Raw genomic sequence first — 18,285 nt, forward strand, 5'->3', positions numbered from 1 at the left:
GGCAAGTGCTAATATTAAGGCTCCAAACACAAAAACCATCATGTCATATGCTTTCGCTTTTCCCCGATTAGCGATTGCCAAATTACGTTCATCATTCTGGTCAATCTCTAGCTGCTTTGCTGCGGCGGGATTATTCTTCATAGCGCTTCGAACGATTATTTCTCCCATACCGTGACCGAATATACCACAGCCAAGCCCTACACAGATATAAGGCAACGCTCGCAGCATACCTTGTGGATCATCAATTGTTTTGATGAAGTACAGACCACCTGCCAGCAGTCCTAAGCCTACAACGGTAAGAAAATAAGACGAAATCGTTTTTTTCATACATTTTCATCCTCCTCATAAATAAAGATTTCTTCGATACTCATACCGAAAAAGCGAGCAATCTTGAACGCTAAAAGGATCGATGGGTTATAACGTCCGTTCTCCAGCGAACCGATAGTTTGCCTGGAGACTTCAAGAGCCGTCGCTAATTCTTCTTGCTTAATTCCGCGTTGCTTGCGGATTTCTTCCAAACGGTTGTTCATGTGTTCACTCTCCTTATGGAAAGTTAGCTTTCCGTGAAAGGAGTATATCGTGCAACGCAAGCGATGTCAAGCGCACTTTCCATTTCGAATGTTTGGATGGGAAATGAGGATGGAACTTGAGGAAGTACCAGGGATGCGGATAGCCCTAATTTTCATTCTCTGTGGTGCCCGACAAGGCACGGGGGGGCGACCGGGCAGGATAAATTGTGAATAAATATCGCTTGGCCATGGAAATATATGCTGTAAGCGGTAACTATATAGTGATGGTGGTTGAATGAATAACTATTCAAATGACAATACGGCAAGAAGATATAAAGCGCATGTTAGTATCCTGGGCACAACTCAAGTACATCTTAGAAATCCTTATATTATTGCTTGGTGGTCCGCGGCGTTCCCTGGATTCGGGCACATGCTCTTATCGAAGTATGTTAGGGGGTATGCCTTATTCATTTGGGAAGTTGGTATTAACCTCAAAGCACATATAAATGCCTCCATGATTCATTCCTTTCAAGGGAATATCGATATGGCTAAAGAGGTTCTAGACACAAGGTGGCTTCTTATGTATATTCCGGTTTATCTTTTCGGCATTTGGGACAGCTATCGAACAACCGTCGATTTGAACAAGGTTTATATTCTAGCCGATCGTGAGGACCACCTTTATAATACTTTCGCTATGGGCGCTTTGGAGATTAACTACCTGGATCGCCGAAGTCCAATAAACTCCTTATTTTGGTCGTTTCTTGTCCCAGGTTTAGGGCAACTCCTTATCCATCGTATTTTAACTGCCATATTTGTCATTGTTGCAACCGTAATCTTTTTTTATTATTCGCATGCTCAAGAAGCGGTATTACTCTTGTTTTTAGGTAAAGTCAAAGAAGCTACCTCTGTTTTAAACCCGGAATGGCTCCTTTTTCTGCCCTCGCATTATGGATTCTCTGTATTTGATTCTTACATGAACACCATTGAAAATAACAAATTGTTCGAAAAGGATTTAAGGCGGTATTTAGTCATGAATTATCAATCGAAGAGATTCCAAATCCAAAAAGGACAAAAAGTGGAGTGATCCTCGTGCAGGTATTTTCAACGTTTGAAACAAGTTTGTTTTTAGAAATGGCTATTGCCACGTTAACCCAAAAAGGCATACCCAGTGAAAGCATATTTGCGGTTCCGCTGGATAACAGACAAGAAAACCATAAGATTTTGGATACCTTACATCGCTCAGACGGTACCAGTCTAATTGATATTGGTTTTGCAGTTGCCACAGGATTCTCAGTGATTGGAGCGAGTATCGGATTTAGATTGGCTTGGGGGCCTATTTATTGGGGGCTGATCGGTGGCTTTGTCGGATTCGTCCTTGGTTTTGCTATTCGCCTGTTTATTGAACTGGCAGTAAAGAAAAGGAGAAGAGTTCTGAGGGGCAAACATTCTGAAGTCATTCTGATTGTGGATTGTGAGGACTCTCAGGCTGAATTAATTGAGAGTATCCTTTGGAGCCATCTTGCGTTAGGAGTGGCGAAGGTACAATGATCGGCGAAATAAAGGAGTTGCATCTCTTATGTCAGCCCAATATCCTTCCTTTGAAGAAATAAAGGATGTAAACCATAAACTTACTGAAATGAGAGCGCAATATCACCGTCACCATGACCTTTTCACATTTCAATGGTGGCTCTTATTAGCGCTTTTAGTTGTACCCTGGATCATTTGGTGGAAGCTCGTGGATAAATCAAGAGTGAGGGAGATCTTACTATACGGAATTACATTAGCCATCATCATTGTTATTCTTGATGATATTGGTGGTGAACTGGGATTATGGTCTTACCCTTATCAACTCATAAGGTTCATTCCTCGACTAAATCCAGTTGATTTTTCAGTATTGCCTGTTTTCCACATGTTGGTTTATCAATATTTTAGAAGTTGGAAATCCTTCTTTGTTGCAAATGTAATCATGGCTTTCTTGATTGCTTTCATTGCTGAACCAATCTTTTCCTGGATAGGGATTTATGATTTGGATAATTGGAAATATTTTTACTCTTTCCCCATCTATATAGTTATAGCTTGTTTTGTTAGATGGTGTCTTGAGCTAATACATGAACGAGCTCATGTATTGCAGCAAAAACAGGATCAATAAGCAACGTTAGTTCAATAAGTAGGCAGATTTCGGACTCTTTTTGGGACCGAGGTGGGGAGGACTTCGCATCCTCCGCCGCAGTCGGTCGGACTTGGCCTATGCCGCCGTAGGCATCTTGCGAGTTCCTTGGACTCCAAGAAGTTGGATGAACGTCAATCGTAATAACCGCGCCCTTCACCTCTTTGAAACGTTGCAATAAACCAGCTGTTTCCGAATGCATCTTTGATACCGCCGTTTCTTTCTCCATACGGCATGTCTGCCGGTTCATACAGAGAAACGGCTCCTGCCTCCAACGCTCGCCTGTAGCACTCATCCGTGTTGCGAACAAAAACATGCAGGGATGTTTCATTGGCCGGCCACATCTCATTAGCATCCGATACTTCCACGATCCCATGTCCGATACGCACCTCTGCATGCGTAACCTTCCCCTTTTCATCCGTCGTGCGGTGAAGCACTTCCGCATCGAAAACGGCTTGCAAAAAATCCAACAATCGATCGGCGTGCTCCGCACGCAGTGTCGGAACAACGGAAGCATAATTTTCAGGCGTCCACTCGTTTCCCATCCTAATGTCCTCCTCGCGTTTAAGTGTGAAATGCATTCAGCGATAAGCTGCGGTTTTGTTATATGCTTGTTCCTCGATTCATTTTACAGCAAACCTCACACACCGTATTGTAAATAATTGACCCCATTCGTCATAAGCGAACATGGTTGTAGTGCCTCCCGGGAATCGTCTCATAATCAGTCGGGCTCAACCCGGAAAAAGAGCGAAAATCCTTAATAAAGTGAGACTGATCGTAATACCCGCAATCGACTCCGATATCTGACCAATCTAAAAGGTTTTGTCGGTCATTGATTTTCCATAGCACCCTTTGAAATCGTCGGATGCGGCTGTAACGTTTTGGGGTATAGCCGGTTTCCCTCTGGAATAGTTCGATAAATCTTCTGTGACTGATGCCGATTTGGTCAACAATGTGTCGAACGTGATCCGTCCGGGCACTTTTCCTACCGAAGTGCTCGATCGCATACTGAACCGCCGGATGGATATCAAGCGGCTTAACCGCCAAGTGCAGCAATCGGTCGTTAAGCACACGAAACATTTGCTCGACAGTGGGCAAATCGATCAGTTCCTCACGCAGATCTCCGGCTAAATGCCCCCAAATCGCATCCATCGATTGGATGACATTATGGAATTCATTCAGTGGGTAACCGAGAAACGGATGGGCGCCGCCAGGTTTAAAATGGATTCCAATCACTCTCGTTTCAAGCGAATTGCAGATCACGAAATGACTCGAATGAGGCCCGCAGACCAATACATTGTTGAGCCGCAATGTCTCGTTCGATGCAGTTGCCATGAGGACTTTATCCGCAGCTAAATCAATAATGAGATCAACGGAACCGTCCGGTATGGACAGCTCATTTTGACATGCCGTATTTTGGCTTTCCATGTACCAAAAATAATCCACAAATGCGGATAATTGTCTAGACGGTTTGCAGGTGTGTAGGATCATACCGAAACGGCTCCTTTTCGTAACGGCTTTTTAACAGTCTTCAAATCGAACTGTCGTCTGTGATTCTGGGTCGTCATTCCCTTAGTACTGGCAAATAAACGCTAAATGTCGTACCTTGACCAGGCTCACTCACGACGCGGATAAACCCGCCGTGGGCCCTCACAAAATGATGAGCGATCGCTAATCCGAGCCCCGCTCCGCCTGTATGCCGCGATCGGGCCTTTTCCACGCGATAAAACCGATCGAACAGGTGGACCAGCTCTTCGGGTGGAATACCGATGCCGGTGTCTTTCACGGAGACACATGTATAGAAGGCATTCCGATCCAGGACCTTGTCTTCAAGATCAACCGAAATCTGTCCGCCTTCCGGCGTGTAGCGGATGGCATTCGTCAACAAATTGATGAATACCTGCGTGAGCCGTCTCGCGTCGGCCATAACCGTGACCGGCCTCGTGTTCGAAGAGAAGCGTATTTCCAGTCCGCTCTCCTCCGCCTCCATTTTCACATCGTCAACAATTTGTTCCAGTCGGGCCGACAGATCGAGCGGTTTGCAGTCCAATGCCAACCGGCCCGCCTCAGCCAACGACAAAACATGTAGATCCTCCACGAGCAGGCCTAAGCGGATCACTTCGTCATGGAGTCTAAGCAGCATTTCCGGAGGGACATGTTGACCGGTCTGTTGAGCATTTTCCAATTTTAGCTGCATGATAGACAGCGGAGTTCGAAGCTCATGAGCAACGTCAGCTACCAATCGTCTGCGGGCATCCTCCGCTTCCCGAAGGCGCAGCGTCATATCGTTGAAGGTTTGAGCGACTTTCCCATACTCGTCTTTGGAGTTTACAGGTACTTGGACGTTCAGCTCGCCCTGCGACACGCGCTCTATTGCGGCAATAAGCTTTTTGAGCGGAAGGGTCAGCACCCCCGATAGCCAATAACTGAAGATCATCCCGATCGCCACAAAAAAGAACAAGCGCACGCCGTGTGTGACATTAAGCAGGGCTTTTAGCTGCATGTTGTCTAGGAAATAAGATTTAAAGATTTCGATTTGCTCTTCGGGTGTGGCGCTCAAGTAGTGGGCATCGATTCGTTCTCTTTCGAATTGATCGATCAAGCTGCTTGAGTAGATTTGTGTTGTAAGCGCGAAAGTGAGACTTACAATGCCCACAAGCAGCCCCATACAGGCAAATAATTTCATGCGGACCGTCATCTTCATGAACGTTCACCGAATCGGTAACCGAAACCGTATACCGTTTGAATATAACGAGGATTCGCAGGATCGTCTCCCAGCTTGCGGCGAAGATTCCGGATATGGGAATCCATCGTTCTTTCGTACCCCATATATTCGTCCTCTAATGCGGCTCTCAATAATTGCAGGCGGCTGAAAACCATTCCGGGACGCGCAGCCAGCGTGTACAAAATTTTGAATTCCGTCGGTGTCAATTGGATCTCCTGGCCGTCCTTGAATACCTGACATTTGGCCTCGGAAATGATCAGGTTGTCTCTTTCCAACAGCATCGACCTGTCTTCAGGACCTCGCAAGCGGCGAAGTAAAGCTCGGATGCGCGAAGTGAGCTCGCGCAAGCTGAACGGCTTCGTCAAATAATCGTCGGCCCCGATTTCCAAACCGACGATTTTATCCGATTCATCCGATCGTGCTGTGACCATGATAATGCCGCATTGCGATGTTTGCCTTAATTCACGGCATACGTCGATGCCGCTTTTCTCGGGGAGCATCCAATCCAGCACGACGAGATCAGGCCGCTCAGACCGGGCAATCGTGAGCGCTTCCTTCCCGGTACGGGCGGTCAATACCCGAAACCCCTCACGTTGCAGATAGGTGTACATCTCCTCGAGCATGCCCGGTTCGTCCTCGACAAGCAGCAATTTCGGCTCCATTCCAATCCCATCTTTCTGTTTAGTCTGCTTTCCAGTGTCTCAACGCAACACTTACCGCAAATTATACCGTTATCGAACATGTTCTTGTAGGAATCCACGCAAAAAGAGGAAGATCTGCATAAGTTCTCGACATTTACGGTTTAAACTGACGGTGAAATCTTATTTTAACGAAAGCGAGGATACAAAGATGAGCAACCTATCCGTAAACCGCAACGACCCTGAAGCCCCAGATCGCGTGGTGGAAATAACCAATCTTTCGCCGCTCGTGGTTAGAGCGCGGTTAGTGTTTAAGGGTATGGTAAGGATATTTGCGATTTGCATTTTGATCCAGGTGTTTCTTGCCGGTCTCGCCCTGTTTTGGGATTCGGCCCAATGGGCCAGCCATACAGGCTTTGCCAGATTGCTGATCGTGGTTTCGATCCTGATACTCGTGAATTCCTTCATCGCTCGGCTGCCGCTTTCCCTTCGACTGCGCAGCGCGAGTTTGTTCGGCATCATCATTTTGATAGCGGTCAGCGCCAAATTGCCGTCTGGAATCGGATATTTAGCTGCCCTTCATCCGGTACTCGCTCTGATGTTGTTTTTTGGAACGGTGTCCCTCGTACGGGAGACCGACGGCTTCATCAAACAAAAAAAGCAAGAATCTGCGAAGCAAAGCGTTTGAATTGAGTTTTGATCCGAATCTTCAACATGGATGGAGAGGAAAGATGCCACCCTAATCTATTCGGTTATCTACTGGTCTTTCTATTCCTTATCGTGTCTGGAGTATCGCTGCAACTGATTGCGCATGATGATGGGAATAGAACTCATTGGTTTCGAATCCTTGTAACGGTTCTCTATGGAATATCCGGTATCCTTGTTCTCTTTATTATGTTTCCAAGATACTAAAGTCAAAAAAACTTTTGAATGGAGGAAAAAAGAATGGCTGCTATCAAGGTACGTTACATCGTCGACGACGTAGATGCTACTATCGCCTTCTACACCCAGCATCTTGACTTCATTGTCAAAGCACATCCTGCACCCGGTTTTGCCGTTTTACAGAGAGGAGACTTGAATCTTCTCGTGAATGCCAAGGATGGTCCGGGCGGAGCCGCGCAACCCATGCCGGATGGGCGAAAACCGGAACCCGGCGGCTGGAATCGGATTCAAATCGAGGTCGATGACCTTGGCGACTTAGTCGAAACGCTGCGTAAAGCAGGCTTACGCTTCCGCAATGATATTGTCACAGGCTTTGGCGGCAAGCAGATCTTACTCGATGACCCGGCAGGTAATCCGATCGAACTCTTCGAGCCTCCAGGTCAAAAAGGAGAGTAGGCATGAAGGATCGAATTCGAATCGATAAATGGCTGGTAGGCCCAATAACCAGATGGGTCACGTTGCTTATTTGGTTAGTCGCTGCCGTGTTGTTAAACACGCTGGCACCTCCCATTAGCAAGGAAGTCGTAAACAATGCTCCCCCACTGCCTGACACCAAGCCATCCGTGCAAGCGCGTGAATTGGTTACGAGAGAATATCCGAACGCGGAAAATGCTTCTGCACTGTTCGTATGGCATCGCCAAGGAGGACTTACCGATACCGATCTGCAGCGCATCCAACAATTTACCGAAAGATTATCGACGCGTCCCGTACCGTATCAGACTTCCGTGCCGCCATTGCATCAAATGCCGCTTCAGGCTTTGAAAACGAAGCTGTCGGAGGACCGCAGCACCATCGTCTCACCAGTTTTCTTCAGTAAAAGCGCGCAATCGAATGAGTGGAAGGAAGGCGTAGATCAAGCGAAAAAAGAAGCGGCCGACATATTCGGTTCAGATCCGTTCGCCGTCGCCATCGATTCTCCGGCCGACTTGAACGCAAGAGTTACCGGTCAGGTCGGCATACAGATCGACGCAACCGGAGTATTCGGACAGGCCGACAAAACGTTGCTGCTCGCTACTGTACTGCTTGTGCTCGTGCTGCTGCTGGTCATTTACCGCTCCCCGATTCTGGCCATAACCCCGCTGGTCGCCGTAGGCATCGCTTACTTCGTCATCAGTCCCATCTTGGGCTGGATGGTGCACAGCGGCCTGATAACGGTGGAGAAGCAAGGAACCAATATCATGACGGTGTTATTGTTCGGCGCCGGTACGGATTATTGCTTGTTCCTCATTTACCGGTTCCGACAACTGCTCAAGATCGAACCGGACAAGGGCAAGGCACTTCGCGGCGCCATTACCGGATCGTCAGGGGCGATCGCGATGAGCAGTTTAACCGTCATTCTCGCGCTCCTGACGATGATCGCAGCGGAGTACGGTTCGTTCCGACTACTCGCCGCACCGTTTGGGATTTCCATCTTCATTATGGGACTGGCCAGCTTGACGCTTGTACCTGCTTTGCTAGCCATTATGGGGCGCGCTTCCTTCTGGCCGTTCATTCCGAGGACGCCGGGCATGCTGGCCGAACGAGCCAAGCGTAAGGGACATCCGGCCCCGGCTGTAGGCAAGCCCTCGCGCAATATGGTCGGTTCCCTTGTCGTACGTCGGCCTTGGCTCATTATGGTCGTGACCTGCATCTTGCTTGGCGGGTTTGCCTTATTCTCGACTCAGGTGAAGTTCACGTTTGATAAGCTGGCCATGTTCCCCAAAACGATGGCATCCATAGAAGGATTCACCGTCATCGGCGAGCAGTTCTCGCCCGGCCAGCTCGCTCCCGTTAAAGTGATCGTGGATACCGGCGGCAAGGATCGTGATGTTGCCCAGACTTTGGCCTCGCTTCCTTACGTGTCCCAAGTATCCGCGCCGCAAGCCGGGAAGACGAACCCGAAACTATTGGCGTATGACATCTCCCTTAACATGAACCCTTATTCGATGGAAGCGATGAATCTCATTCCGGAACTTCGCCAAACGATCGAAGGTGTGTTGCGTCAGTCAGGCGACACGGACGCTGCGACACATGTATGGATTTCCGGAGAAACAGCGGAGCAATATGACACGAAAGAAACCAACATACGGGATATGAGCATCATTTTGCCGCTGATTATTATCATGATCGCCACTCTCCTTGTTGTGTATTTACGTTCTTTGATCGCCGCGGCTTACCTTATTGTAACCGTATTGCTCTCGTATTTGTCGGCTTTGGGGTTAGGGTGGATCGTCTTGCACTACTTTATGGGCATGGACATGATTCAAGGCACCATCCCGCTATATTCGTTTGTATTTTTGATCGCGCTGGGCGAGGATTACAACATTTTCGTGATCTCTTCCATCTGGCAAAAAAGCAAACGCATGCCCTTGAAGCAAGCGATCAAGGAAGGCGTGGGCGAGACGGGGTCCGTTATTACATCGGCAGGTCTCATTCTTGCGGGTACGTTCGCCGTTTTGGTCACGATGCCGGTTCAGTTGATGGTGCAAATGGGTGTCATTACCGCGCTTGGGATTCTGCTCGATACGTTCGTTGTGCGTCCGTTCCTCGTACCGGCCCTTACTTTGCTCCTCGGCAAGTGGGCCTTCTGGCCCGGACGCCGTAACTCCGTTACAGACCCGAATTCAACAGCTATCGAAAAGCAATTCGCAGGGTCGTCTGCGTGAAGCAGGTCGCATGAAATTTACCTAATTTGATAAACTCAAGCGTTATGTGGCTTGAGTTTTTTCAATTTTTGTGCCGGCAAATTCTTGTGAATGCCCCAAGGCCTGGTTACAATAAATTATAGAATGGAGGTTGACAGGATGAGAGAGTGGGATGAAGTTTATACCAGCGGAAACTTTCGAGACTACTGGGATCTCCCATACCCGTCTCAAGAATTGGTCGCGTTCGTGGCTTCCATGGACCTTCCCTCTAACATTGCCGCTTTGGATGTAGGCTGCGGCGCAGGCAGCGAAGCCATTTTTCTTGCCCAGCGGGGATATCGCGTAATCGGTGTCGATCTGAGTGCCGCTGCCTTGAACATCGCAAGGGAACGGGCAAACAAGGCGGAGGTTCAGGTGGATTGGCGTCAGGGCGATGCCTTGAAAATGCCGTTGGAAAACCGGTGCGTGGATATGGTCAATGATCGAGGATGTTTTCACACTATCGCCGAAGAAAATCGGGGGCGATATGCGGAGGAAGTCGCGCGGGTGCTCAAACCGGGCGGGGTGATGCTGCTCAGAGGCTGTCGCGAGAAGGCAGAAGAAGGACATTTTGTCTTAGTGACCGAACAATCCGTGGACCAGCACTTCAGCCGGTATTTTAAACGCGGCCCGGTGCTGCCGATCCAGATGACGGTCGGCAAAGGTTATAGCGAAGAAGGAATGAAGGGCAACCTGGTCGTTTTGAAAAGAAAGTGAAAATCGACGCAGGGCGATCGCAAGAAGGCTGCAGCCTTCTTGCGTATGGACCGGTGGACGAGGCTAGGGCGGCTTGTGCATAAAACGGATGTAAAAAACTAAGCCTAAAAGAACGAAGAAGACGCCGGGGTAACGCCCGCGCGTCTTTTCTATTCCTCGATACGAATTGTAGAACCACCTCTCGCAAATGCCAAAAGGGGTGGCTTTTTCCTTTTCTTAACGCAAACGCTTGACAAAGGATCTACTACGTGATACTTTATAGTTGTAGTAAGTAATACCGCATACCAGTCATACAGAATAGCAGGGGGTGATTGTGCTGGAAAACATAACGGAAATGCTCAAAGGTGTTCTCGAGGGATGTGTCCTTGAAATTATAAGCCGCCAAGAAACCTACGGCTACGAAATCACGCGGCGGCTCAACGCCCTCGGCTTCACAGATGTTGTAGAGGGAACGGTGTACACCATTCTGATCCGGCTTGAAAAAAGCAAGCTGGTAGAGATCACCAAAAAGCCCTCCGACATGGGGCCGCCGCGAAAGTTTTTCACCCTCAATGAGGCGGGGCGCGAGGAGCTGCGGAGGTTCTGGGAAAAATGGGAGTTCGTATCATCAAAAATTAATGAGTTAAAGGAGAACAACCAATGAATTTTTGGGAAAAAATCACTGGCAGCGACATGACTAAGCAATTCAAGACATTTGAATCGCGAGCCCAAAAGCTGCCGGCCGACTATCAAGCGGCATGGGAACAAATCAAAGCCAATCTCTGGCCGCACTCCGATTTCACCGGTCGCAACCTCATGCCAATTCTTGATGGTGTGCTTGGCCTGCTCGAAGAAACGGCGGCGGACGGTCAGAGTGTCCAGGAGGTTTTGGGTGACGATATCAAAGGCTTCTGTTCAGCGCTGGCCGGTGAAGAAGGGGCAAAGACTTATCGCGACAAGTGGCGCGAGCAACTCAACAATAATATCGCAAAAAAATTAGGTAAATAGGAGGACAAAATGAGAATACAAGATATCATCAAAGGCAAAAAAGAATGGCGAGCGCACGTGGCTCGTGTCAAAGCGCTCCCGCAAGATTATCAGATTGTTTATAAAGAAATTCAAAAATATCTCTTTAAAGTCGGCCCTGTTGAGCTAACTGACGGGACGGGTTTGCTCTCGGGGATTGTCGATCTTTTTGAAGAAGGCGCGGCCTCGGGGAAAGGCGTGCTCGAAGTGACCGGCAATGACGTAGCGGCTTTCTGCGACGATCTAATCAAAGATTCAAAAACTTACGCTGACGTCTATCAAGAATCGGTTGACCAAGAAGTTAACAAGGCCATGAAGAAGGTAACGGATAAATTGAAGTAAAAGGAGGAATATCGGGATGGAAAAAGCAATTGAAGTGAAAGGTTTGCGAAAATCTTTCAAGGACACAGAAGTCCTAAAGGGCGTGGATTTTGAGGTGGAAAAAGGCAGTATTTTCGCGCTGCTCGGCTCCAACGGTGCGGGCAAGACAACGATTGTCAAAATCCTCACCACGCTGCTCAAACAGGACGGAGGCACCGCCGTCGTTAACCGCTTCGACGTTGCGGCAAAGCCCGACTATGTGCGGCAGTCGATCAGTCTGACCGGGCAATTCGCGGCCGTGGACGAGATTTTGACCGGGCGGGAAAATCTGATCATGATTGCGAAGCTGCGGCATCTTAATCATCCGCGTCAAGTTGCGGACGATTTGCTGAAACGCTTCGGCTTAACCGACGCCGCCGACCGCAAGGCGTCCACCTATTCGGGCGGTATGCGCCGCAGACTCGACATTGCCATGAGCCTGATCGGAAAACCGCAGCTCATTTTTCTCGACGAGCCGACCACAGGGCTGGACCCCGAGGCACGCATTGAGACTTGGAAGATTGTCCGGGAGCTTGCTGACGGCGGCACGACGGTATTCCTGACCACTCAGTATTTGGATGAGGCTGAGCAGCTTGCCGATAAAATTGCCATTTTGCATAAGGGCAGGATTATTGCCAAGGGCACGCTGGAGGAACTGAAAAAGCTGTTCCCGCCCGCAAAGACGGAGTATGTGGAAAAACAACCTTCATTGGAGGAGATCTTCCTCGCAATCATCGGTACAAAGGAGGCTATGTAATGGAGGCGATAAAGAAACACTTTTTTAGCGATATGGGCGTTATGCTCGGGCGCTCCATGCGCCATATTACCCGCAGCCTGGACACGATCATCACGGTCTGCATCACTCCGATTGCGATGATGCTGCTGTTCGTCTATGTGTTCGGCGGCGCCATCCAAGCCGGTACGGATAACTATGTGAACTACCTGCTGCCTGGTATCCTGCTGATTGCGATTGCTAGCGGGATAGCTTATACGGCTTACCGCCTGTTCATGGATAAGCAGCGGGGCATCATCGAGCGGTTCCACACCATGCCGATTGCGCGTTCTGCTGTACTGTGGGGGCACGTACTGACCTCGTTGGTCTCCAACTTCATTTCGGTTGTCGTCATCATACTCGTAGCGCTCATTATGGGCTTTCGTTCGTCGGCAGGGGTACTGCCATGGCTTGCCGTAGCCGGTATACTGGTGCTGTTTACTCTGGCGTTGACTTGGGTCGCGACCATTGCCGGACTGTCCGCCAGCTCGGTGGAAGGTGCAAGCGCGTTTTCCTATCCGCTTATCTTCCTGCCGTTTATCAGCTCGGCGTTTGTGCCGACCGAGTCGATGCCGTCCGTCGTTCGCGCCTTTGCCGAAAACCAGCCGGTGACCTCGATCGTGGAAGCCATTCGTGCGCTGCTGTCCGGTCAGCCCGTGGGCAATGATATATGGATTGCGCTTGCGTGGTGCATCGGAATTATGCTCGTAGCTTATCTCTTTGCGATGAGGGCGTATAAAAAACGGGTGTGAATAACAGTCTAAAAGATGGTTTGAAGGAAAACGCCAAGCCGGGAGACATAATCCTAGGTTTGGCTTTTTTTCTTGCGGGTGATGTCAGCTTCGCAGGTACTACCTTGGATCGTAACGAGAGTTCAAGCAGGGATCACCTTCTGAAAGTCGAAAAAGTAAAAGCGAGCCCCCAATTTATTTTGTGAAAAATATCAGCGCGTCTGTCGAATATCGATGATCCCATACGTTGTCTTAATAGAGGTCAAATGAAACCAGGAGGCACTATGAATACGGTAACTTCGAAAGACGGCACAAAGATTGCTTACAGTAAGCTTGGAAGCGGCCCGCCGCTCCTGTTGATTGACGGGGCGCTTTGCAGCCGAACGAATGGCCCCAACGGCGCCTTGGCGGCTCTGCTGCAGGAGCATTTTACCGTGTATACGTACGACCGCAGAGGTCGCGGAGAGAGTGGGAATGTCGCCGCCACCTACGCGGTTGATCGTGAAATTGAGGACATCTCCGCATTGATCGAAGAAGCAGGGGGATCCGCTTTTGTGTATGGCATATCCTCCGGTGCTGCGCTGGCTCTCGAAGCGGCGAAATGCCTTCCGTCGATCAAGAAGCTGGCGTTGTATGAGGCTCCATTCGTGACCGACGACAGTCGTCAGAAGGTTCCTGATGGTTACGAAGAACAGATGGAGGCGCTTATCGAAGCGGATCGGCGCAGCGCGGCCATCAAGTTATTCATGCGGAAGGGCGTTGGGCTCCCCGCCCCGGTCGTGGCTATGATGCCGCTGATGCCGGCTTGGTCCAAGCTCAAAGCGGTCGCCCACACGCTCCCGTATGACACCCGTCTGACGATAGAGCACCAGAAAGGCCGCAAAGATACGCTGGGCCGATGGTCAAACGTCCATGTTCCCGCGCTTGTAGCGGTCGGCGGCAAGAGTCCCGCTTGGATGCGGAATGCCATGGAGTTGTTGGCAAAGACCCTGCCGAATGCGAAACACCAAACTTTGCCCGGTCAGACGCATATCGTGAAAGCCGCCGTCTTGGCACCTATACTGGTATATTACTTTAAATAAAAAAATAGGAGCAGTGGGAGGTAATCAAATGGCAACGTTTACGGCCAACCTAGAGTTGCACGGAAAGACCGCGACAGGGATTGAGGTGCCGGAGGAGATTGTGGTTGGATTGGGCAACGGCAAAAAACCGGCCGTTCGCGTCACGTTTCGCGGGTACACTTATCGGACTACGATTGGAGTTATGGGTGGCAAGTTCCTAATTCCGGTCAGCGCCGAGCACCGGGAGAGAGCCGGGATTGCCGCCGGCGACTTGGTTGAGGTGCAGCTGGAGCTCGATACCGAGCCCCGCGAGCTTGTCGTGCCGGCCGATTTCCTGGAGGCGCTGGCACAGAACGAGAAGGCGAAGTCCTTTTTTGAAGGACTGTCTTACAGCAACAAGCGGCGTTTTGTATTGAGCATTGAAGAGGCCAAGACGGCCGAAACTAGACAGCGGAGAATCGAGAAAGCGGTCAGTTCATTAGCCGTTGAAAAAATCTAACCAATCGTTACAGGAGGGATAAATTTATGAGATTCATGATGATTGTAAAAGCCACGCAGGAGACGGAAGCCGGTCAACCTCCGAGTCAGGAGCTCGTGGATGCGATGTTAAAGTACAACGAGGAGCTCGTGAAAGCAGGCGTGCTGGTTGCCGCCGAGGGTCTTCATCCGACTTCGAACGCGATCCGGATCTCTTATCCGGAGCCCGGAGGTAAACCGAAAGTGATGGACGGGCCTTTCACGGAGGCGAAGGAGGTGATCGCCGGCTTCACGCTCATCGAGGTCAAATCCAGGGAGGAAGCGATCGAATGGGCGATGCGGATGCCGGATCCCTACGGCGACGGCAAAGGCGAAATCGAGCTGCGCCAAGTTTTCGAAGCGCCGGAAATTTTTATGGACCCGGAGTCGCTCGCGAAAGAGGAGCATTTGCGTGAAACGGTGACGAGGCGGAAAAAACCGTGACGGATTCGGCCATTCATCGTACGATCGACGCGATCTGGAGAATCGAATCGGCCAAAATCATCGCTTGCCTCGCACGGATGGTCCGCGACGTCGGACTGGCGGAAGACCTGGCCCAGGACGCGCTGCTGATCGCCATCGAGCGCTGGCCGTCCGACGGCATCCCGGAAAAGCCTGGCGCCTGGCTGATGACGACGGCCAAACGGCGCGCCCTTGACCTGCTCCGTCGCAACAAGCTGCGCGAGCAGAAGTACGAGGCGATCGGCAGGGAGATGGATATGCAGCAAGAAGCGGATTTTGATGCGGTGCTGGAAGAAGATTTCGGGGATGATTTGCTGCGGCTGATTTTCACGACCTGTCATCCCGTCTTGTCGACCGAGGCGCGTGTGGCGCTCACGCTACGACTGCTCGGCGGGCTGACGACCGAGGAGATCGCCCGTGCGTATCTGGTTGCCGAGGCTACGGTCGCCCAGCGGATCGTGCGTGCGAAAAGGACGCTTGCGGAAGCCCGCGTTCCATTCGAAGTGCCGCCGAAAGCCGAGATGGCAGCCCGGCTGTCGTCTGTGCTCGAGGTCATTTACCTCATGTTCAACGAAGGGTATTCCGCTTCCTCCGGCGGGAGCTGGATTCGGCCGATGCTGTGTGAGGAGGCGCTGCGGCTCGGACGGATCCTGGCCGAGATTGCGCCGGGGGAATCGGAAGTACACGGTCTCGTTGCCCTCATGGAAATCCAGGCTTCACGGTTTAAGGCTCGGGTGAACGCAAGCGGTGAGCCTGTGCTGCTGCTGGATCAGAACCGGGCGCTCTGGGATCACCTGCTGATCCGCCGCGGGCTGGCCGCCCTCGATCGCGCGCAGCAGGCGGGCCGTCCCCTGGGTCCCTATGCGCTGCAAGCCGCAATCGCCGCCTGTCATGCGCGGGCCCGGACGGCGGCGGAGACCGATTGGGTGCGCATCTCCGCGCTGTATGATGCGCTCTCTCAGGTTGCACCGTCACCGATTGTAGAGCTCAACCGCGCAGTCGCCCTATCCATGGCGTTCGGCCCAGCGGTGGGGCTAGAGATCATAGACGGGTTAATGTCGGAACCGTCCCTGCAGCGCTATCACCTGTTGCCGAGCGTTCGCGGTGATTTCCTAATGAAGCTTGGCCGCAAACCGGAAGCCGGCCTCGAATTTCAGCGGGCCGCATCGCTTACTCAAAACGTGCGCGAGCGTGAATTGCTCCTGAAGCGTGCTGCCGAATGTGCGGAGGAGTGACGAATCTCGCCCCCGCCGCTTGGACTGCAAACCGCCCGAAAATGGGTGGTTTTTATTTTTTCTTTTCCCGGCTCGTCGATTTCTCTCCGTTCCATTCGTTGTGTGAATAGAGGCAACTCTAACACATAACGGGAGGGAATGATTCATGCGATTCATGATGATCGTCAAGGCCACGAAGGATTCCGAAGCCGGCAAACCGCCGAGTCGACAACGGCTTGAGGCTTTGTCTAAGTTCAAGGAGCAGCTCAAAAAGGCGGGGGTGTTCGTCGCCGCCGAAGACCTCCAACCGAGTGCTAACGGCACTCGCCTGTCGCACCTCGATCCGGGTGGGAAGGTCCGGTTGACGAATGGCCCTTTTTCCGACGCGGAGGGGCTAATCGCGGGCTTCACGCTGATCGACGTCAGGTCCAGGGAAGAAGCGGTGGAATGGGCCCTTCGCATGCCGGATCCCCACGGACTCGGCGAAGGGGAGATCGAAGTGCGCGAGGTGAAAGAAATGTAGCAATCATTTTTAAAATTTTTTGTCCCTTGTCGATTCCAGCTTCACCCGTTCGTTGTGTTTATAGAGGTCAATCAAACACGAAAAGGAGAATAACGATGAGATTCATGATGATCGTTAAAGCGACAAAGGATTCCGAGGCCGGCGTTATGCCGAGTCCTGAGCTGTTAGTCGCCATGACAAAGTATAACGAGGAGCTGGCGAACGCCGGTGTGCTCGTTGCGGCCGAAGGACTCCACCCGAGCTCGGGCGCAATCCGTATTGCATATCCCGAACCTGGAGGAAAGCCGAAGGTGGTGGACGGTCCTTTCACCGAATCGAAGGAGTTGATCGCAGGTTTCACGCTAATCGAGGTGAAATCCAAGGAAGAAGCAATCGAGTGGGCGATGAGGATGCCCGATCCGCACGGCTTCGGGGAAGGGGAAATCGAGCTGCGCCAGGTGTTCGATGCGCCTGAATTGACGATGGACCCGGATGCGTTAGCCAAGCTGCAACACATTTACTCCACCACGAGATCCATGGAACGGTAGACGACTTGAAGGTACTAAGCGCCACTGAACCAACCGTCAGAAGTAACCCATTCTTTTCCAAGGAGGCTCTTAAATGACTGATAACGACTCAATTAAAAGAAAACTTATTACTACAACATTCCTAACATTAGACGGGGTAATGCAAGCGCCAGGAACAGATAAAGAAGACCCTTCCGGCAATTTTAGTTGGGGAGGATGGTCAGTCAAGTACTGGGACGAAATGATGGGCAACTTCATGCAAACGATCATGGAGAATCCTTATGACTTGCTTTTAGGAAGACGAACATACGACATTTTTGCCTCCCACTGGCCCTATGTGAAAAACGATCCCGCAGCCGACAGCTTAAACCGTGCACGCAAATATGTTGTCTCTCAAAACGATTTAAAGCTTGAATGGCAAAACTCTGTGACGGTCACAGGAGATGTGGTGGGCGAAATCAATAAGCTTCTTGAACAAGATGGCCCTGATCTGTGGGTACATGGCAGCGGGAATTTGATCCAAACGCTCCTTGCACACCATTTAGTGCACACCATGCATATATGGACATTCCCAGTGCTCGTTGGAACCGGAAAACGCCTCTTTGCCGATGGCACAAGAGCAGAAGGATTGAAACTCGTTGATTGCAAAGTAGCGACCACTGGCGTAATTATCGCCTCTTATGAACGAGCCGGAGATCTCCAAGTTGGATCTTTCGCTCTCGAGAATTTACCTGCAGAGAAGCGGGTATAAAGCAAGCGACGTGTCCTTCGCCC

Annotated in this window: 25 protein-coding genes; 19 read left to right on the forward strand and 6 right to left on the reverse strand. The window is 50.8% G+C overall.

Annotation, left to right across the window (positions count from 1 at the left end; all coding sequences use genetic code 11):
• Together ACI5FR_RS27585 and ACI5FR_RS27590 are read right to left on the reverse strand one after the other, a co-directional pair.
• Positions 1-327 (reverse strand): hypothetical protein (locus ACI5FR_RS27585; protein ID WP_405460510.1); only part of this gene is annotated, 327 nt, incomplete at its 3' end.
• Entirely contained in the window at positions 324-530 is a 207-nt protein-coding gene (locus ACI5FR_RS27590) for a helix-turn-helix transcriptional regulator (RefSeq protein WP_028608609.1), read from the reverse strand. The genes ACI5FR_RS27590 and ACI5FR_RS27585, both read right to left, overlap by 4 nt.
• Before the next feature lie 274 nt (positions 531-804).
• Here ACI5FR_RS27590 and ACI5FR_RS27595 point away from each other — a divergent pair, with 274 nt between their 5' ends.
• The 3 genes from ACI5FR_RS27595 to ACI5FR_RS27605 are packed head-to-tail and all read left to right on the forward strand — an operon-like array spanning position 805 to position 2,658.
• Positions 805-1,593: a hypothetical protein gene (locus ACI5FR_RS27595; protein WP_405460511.1), complete on the forward strand. Its 789-nt coding sequence runs from the start codon at positions 805-807 to the stop codon at positions 1,591-1,593.
• Between the two features lie 5 nt (positions 1,594-1,598).
• Positions 1,599-2,057, forward strand: a complete 459-nt coding sequence (locus ACI5FR_RS27600; protein ID WP_405460513.1) for a hypothetical protein — start codon at positions 1,599-1,601, stop codon at positions 2,055-2,057.
• Between the two features lie 28 nt (positions 2,058-2,085).
• Positions 2,086-2,658 (forward strand): CBO0543 family protein, encoded by a 573-nt coding sequence (locus ACI5FR_RS27605; protein WP_405460516.1) that lies wholly within the window; start codon positions 2,086-2,088, stop codon positions 2,656-2,658.
• Positions 2,659-2,810: 152 nt separating this feature from the next.
• Here the strand turns inward: ACI5FR_RS27605 and ACI5FR_RS27610 are convergent, their stop codons facing one another.
• The 4 genes from ACI5FR_RS27610 to ACI5FR_RS27625 all read right to left on the reverse strand — a co-directional run bounded on the left by ACI5FR_RS27610 (position 2,811) and on the right by ACI5FR_RS27625 (position 6,063).
• Positions 2,811-3,221: a VOC family protein gene (locus ACI5FR_RS27610; protein WP_405460517.1), complete on the reverse strand. Its 411-nt coding sequence runs from the start codon at positions 3,219-3,221 to the stop codon at positions 2,811-2,813.
• Positions 3,222-3,351: 130 nt separating this feature from the next.
• Entirely contained in the window at positions 3,352-4,167 is an 816-nt protein-coding gene (locus ACI5FR_RS27615) for a DUF6597 domain-containing transcriptional factor (protein WP_405460520.1), read from the reverse strand.
• Positions 4,168-4,240: 73 nt separating this feature from the next.
• On the reverse strand, positions 4,241-5,380 hold the full coding sequence (locus ACI5FR_RS27620) for a sensor histidine kinase (RefSeq protein ID WP_405460522.1): 1,140 nt from the start codon (positions 5,378-5,380) through the stop codon (positions 4,241-4,243).
• On the reverse strand, positions 5,377-6,063 hold the full coding sequence (locus ACI5FR_RS27625) for a response regulator transcription factor (RefSeq protein WP_405460524.1): 687 nt from the start codon (positions 6,061-6,063) through the stop codon (positions 5,377-5,379). Before ACI5FR_RS27625 ends, ACI5FR_RS27620 begins: the two co-directional genes overlap by 4 nt.
• A 187-nt stretch (positions 6,064-6,250) precedes the next feature.
• Between ACI5FR_RS27625 and ACI5FR_RS27630 the strand changes: the two genes are divergently transcribed.
• The 16 genes from ACI5FR_RS27630 (at position 6,251) to ACI5FR_RS27705 (ending at position 18,262) form a co-directional block, all read left to right on the forward strand.
• Positions 6,251-6,727, forward strand: coding sequence for a DUF6220 domain-containing protein (locus ACI5FR_RS27630; protein ID WP_405460526.1), 477 nt, complete (start codon positions 6,251-6,253; stop codon positions 6,725-6,727).
• A gap of 257 nt (positions 6,728-6,984) precedes the next feature.
• A complete protein-coding gene (locus tag ACI5FR_RS27635) occupies positions 6,985-7,377 on the forward strand; it encodes a VOC family protein (protein ID WP_405460528.1) in 393 nt (130 codons plus the stop codon).
• A gap of 2 nt (positions 7,378-7,379) precedes the next feature.
• Positions 7,380-9,626 carry an MMPL family transporter gene (locus ACI5FR_RS27640; protein ID WP_405460531.1) on the forward strand — a complete coding sequence of 749 codons (2,247 nt, stop codon included), beginning with the start codon at positions 7,380-7,382 and terminating at the stop codon, positions 9,624-9,626.
• 138 nt (positions 9,627-9,764) lie between these two features.
• Positions 9,765-10,361, forward strand: coding sequence for a class I SAM-dependent methyltransferase (locus tag ACI5FR_RS27645; protein ID WP_405460533.1), 597 nt, complete (start codon positions 9,765-9,767; stop codon positions 10,359-10,361).
• A gap of 316 nt (positions 10,362-10,677) precedes the next feature.
• Positions 10,678-11,004 carry a PadR family transcriptional regulator gene (locus ACI5FR_RS27650; protein ID WP_405460657.1) on the forward strand — a complete coding sequence of 109 codons (327 nt, stop codon included), beginning with the start codon at positions 10,678-10,680 and terminating at the stop codon, positions 11,002-11,004.
• Positions 11,001-11,348 carry a DUF1048 domain-containing protein gene (locus tag ACI5FR_RS27655; RefSeq protein ID WP_405460534.1) on the forward strand — a complete coding sequence of 116 codons (348 nt, stop codon included), beginning with the start codon at positions 11,001-11,003 and terminating at the stop codon, positions 11,346-11,348. Before ACI5FR_RS27650 ends, ACI5FR_RS27655 begins: the two co-directional genes overlap by 4 nt.
• A 9-nt stretch (positions 11,349-11,357) precedes the next feature.
• The gene (locus ACI5FR_RS27660) at positions 11,358-11,708 is read left to right on the forward strand and encodes a DUF1048 domain-containing protein (protein WP_405460535.1); all 351 of its coding nucleotides are present in this window, start codon (positions 11,358-11,360) and stop codon (positions 11,706-11,708) included.
• Positions 11,709-11,724: 16 nt separating this feature from the next.
• On the forward strand, positions 11,725-12,483 hold the full coding sequence (locus tag ACI5FR_RS27665; protein WP_405460537.1) for an ABC transporter ATP-binding protein: 759 nt from the start codon (positions 11,725-11,727) through the stop codon (positions 12,481-12,483).
• Complete coding sequence (locus tag ACI5FR_RS27670) at positions 12,483-13,250, forward strand: ABC transporter permease (protein WP_405460539.1); 768 nt, start codon at positions 12,483-12,485, stop codon at positions 13,248-13,250. Before ACI5FR_RS27665 ends, ACI5FR_RS27670 begins: the two co-directional genes overlap by 1 nt.
• Before the next feature lie 263 nt (positions 13,251-13,513).
• Entirely contained in the window at positions 13,514-14,311 is a 798-nt protein-coding gene (locus tag ACI5FR_RS27675) for an alpha/beta fold hydrolase (protein WP_405460540.1), read from the forward strand.
• Between the two features lie 28 nt (positions 14,312-14,339).
• Positions 14,340-14,789 carry a YdeI/OmpD-associated family protein gene (locus ACI5FR_RS27680; protein ID WP_405460542.1) on the forward strand — a complete coding sequence of 150 codons (450 nt, stop codon included), beginning with the start codon at positions 14,340-14,342 and terminating at the stop codon, positions 14,787-14,789.
• 26 nt (positions 14,790-14,815) lie between these two features.
• Positions 14,816-15,250, forward strand: a complete 435-nt coding sequence (locus ACI5FR_RS27685) for a YciI family protein (RefSeq protein WP_405460545.1) — start codon at positions 14,816-14,818, stop codon at positions 15,248-15,250.
• A complete protein-coding gene (locus ACI5FR_RS27690; RefSeq protein ID WP_405460547.1) occupies positions 15,247-16,503 on the forward strand; it encodes an RNA polymerase sigma factor in 1,257 nt (418 codons plus the stop codon). The genes ACI5FR_RS27685 and ACI5FR_RS27690 overlap by 4 nt, the downstream gene beginning before the upstream one ends.
• Before the next feature lie 145 nt (positions 16,504-16,648).
• Complete coding sequence (locus ACI5FR_RS27695) at positions 16,649-17,005, forward strand: YciI family protein (protein ID WP_405460549.1); 357 nt, start codon at positions 16,649-16,651, stop codon at positions 17,003-17,005.
• A 95-nt stretch (positions 17,006-17,100) separates the two neighbouring features.
• A complete protein-coding gene (locus tag ACI5FR_RS27700) occupies positions 17,101-17,532 on the forward strand; it encodes a YciI family protein (protein ID WP_405460551.1) in 432 nt (143 codons plus the stop codon).
• A 73-nt stretch (positions 17,533-17,605) separates the two neighbouring features.
• Positions 17,606-18,262, forward strand: a complete 657-nt coding sequence (locus ACI5FR_RS27705; protein WP_405460553.1) for a dihydrofolate reductase family protein — start codon at positions 17,606-17,608, stop codon at positions 18,260-18,262.
• Positions 18,263-18,285 lie beyond the last annotated feature (23 nt).

Source organism: Paenibacillus sp. HJGM_3 (assembly GCF_045062745.1).
In the GTDB taxonomy this organism is placed as follows: domain Bacteria; phylum Bacillota; class Bacilli; order Paenibacillales; family NBRC-103111; genus Paenibacillus_AA.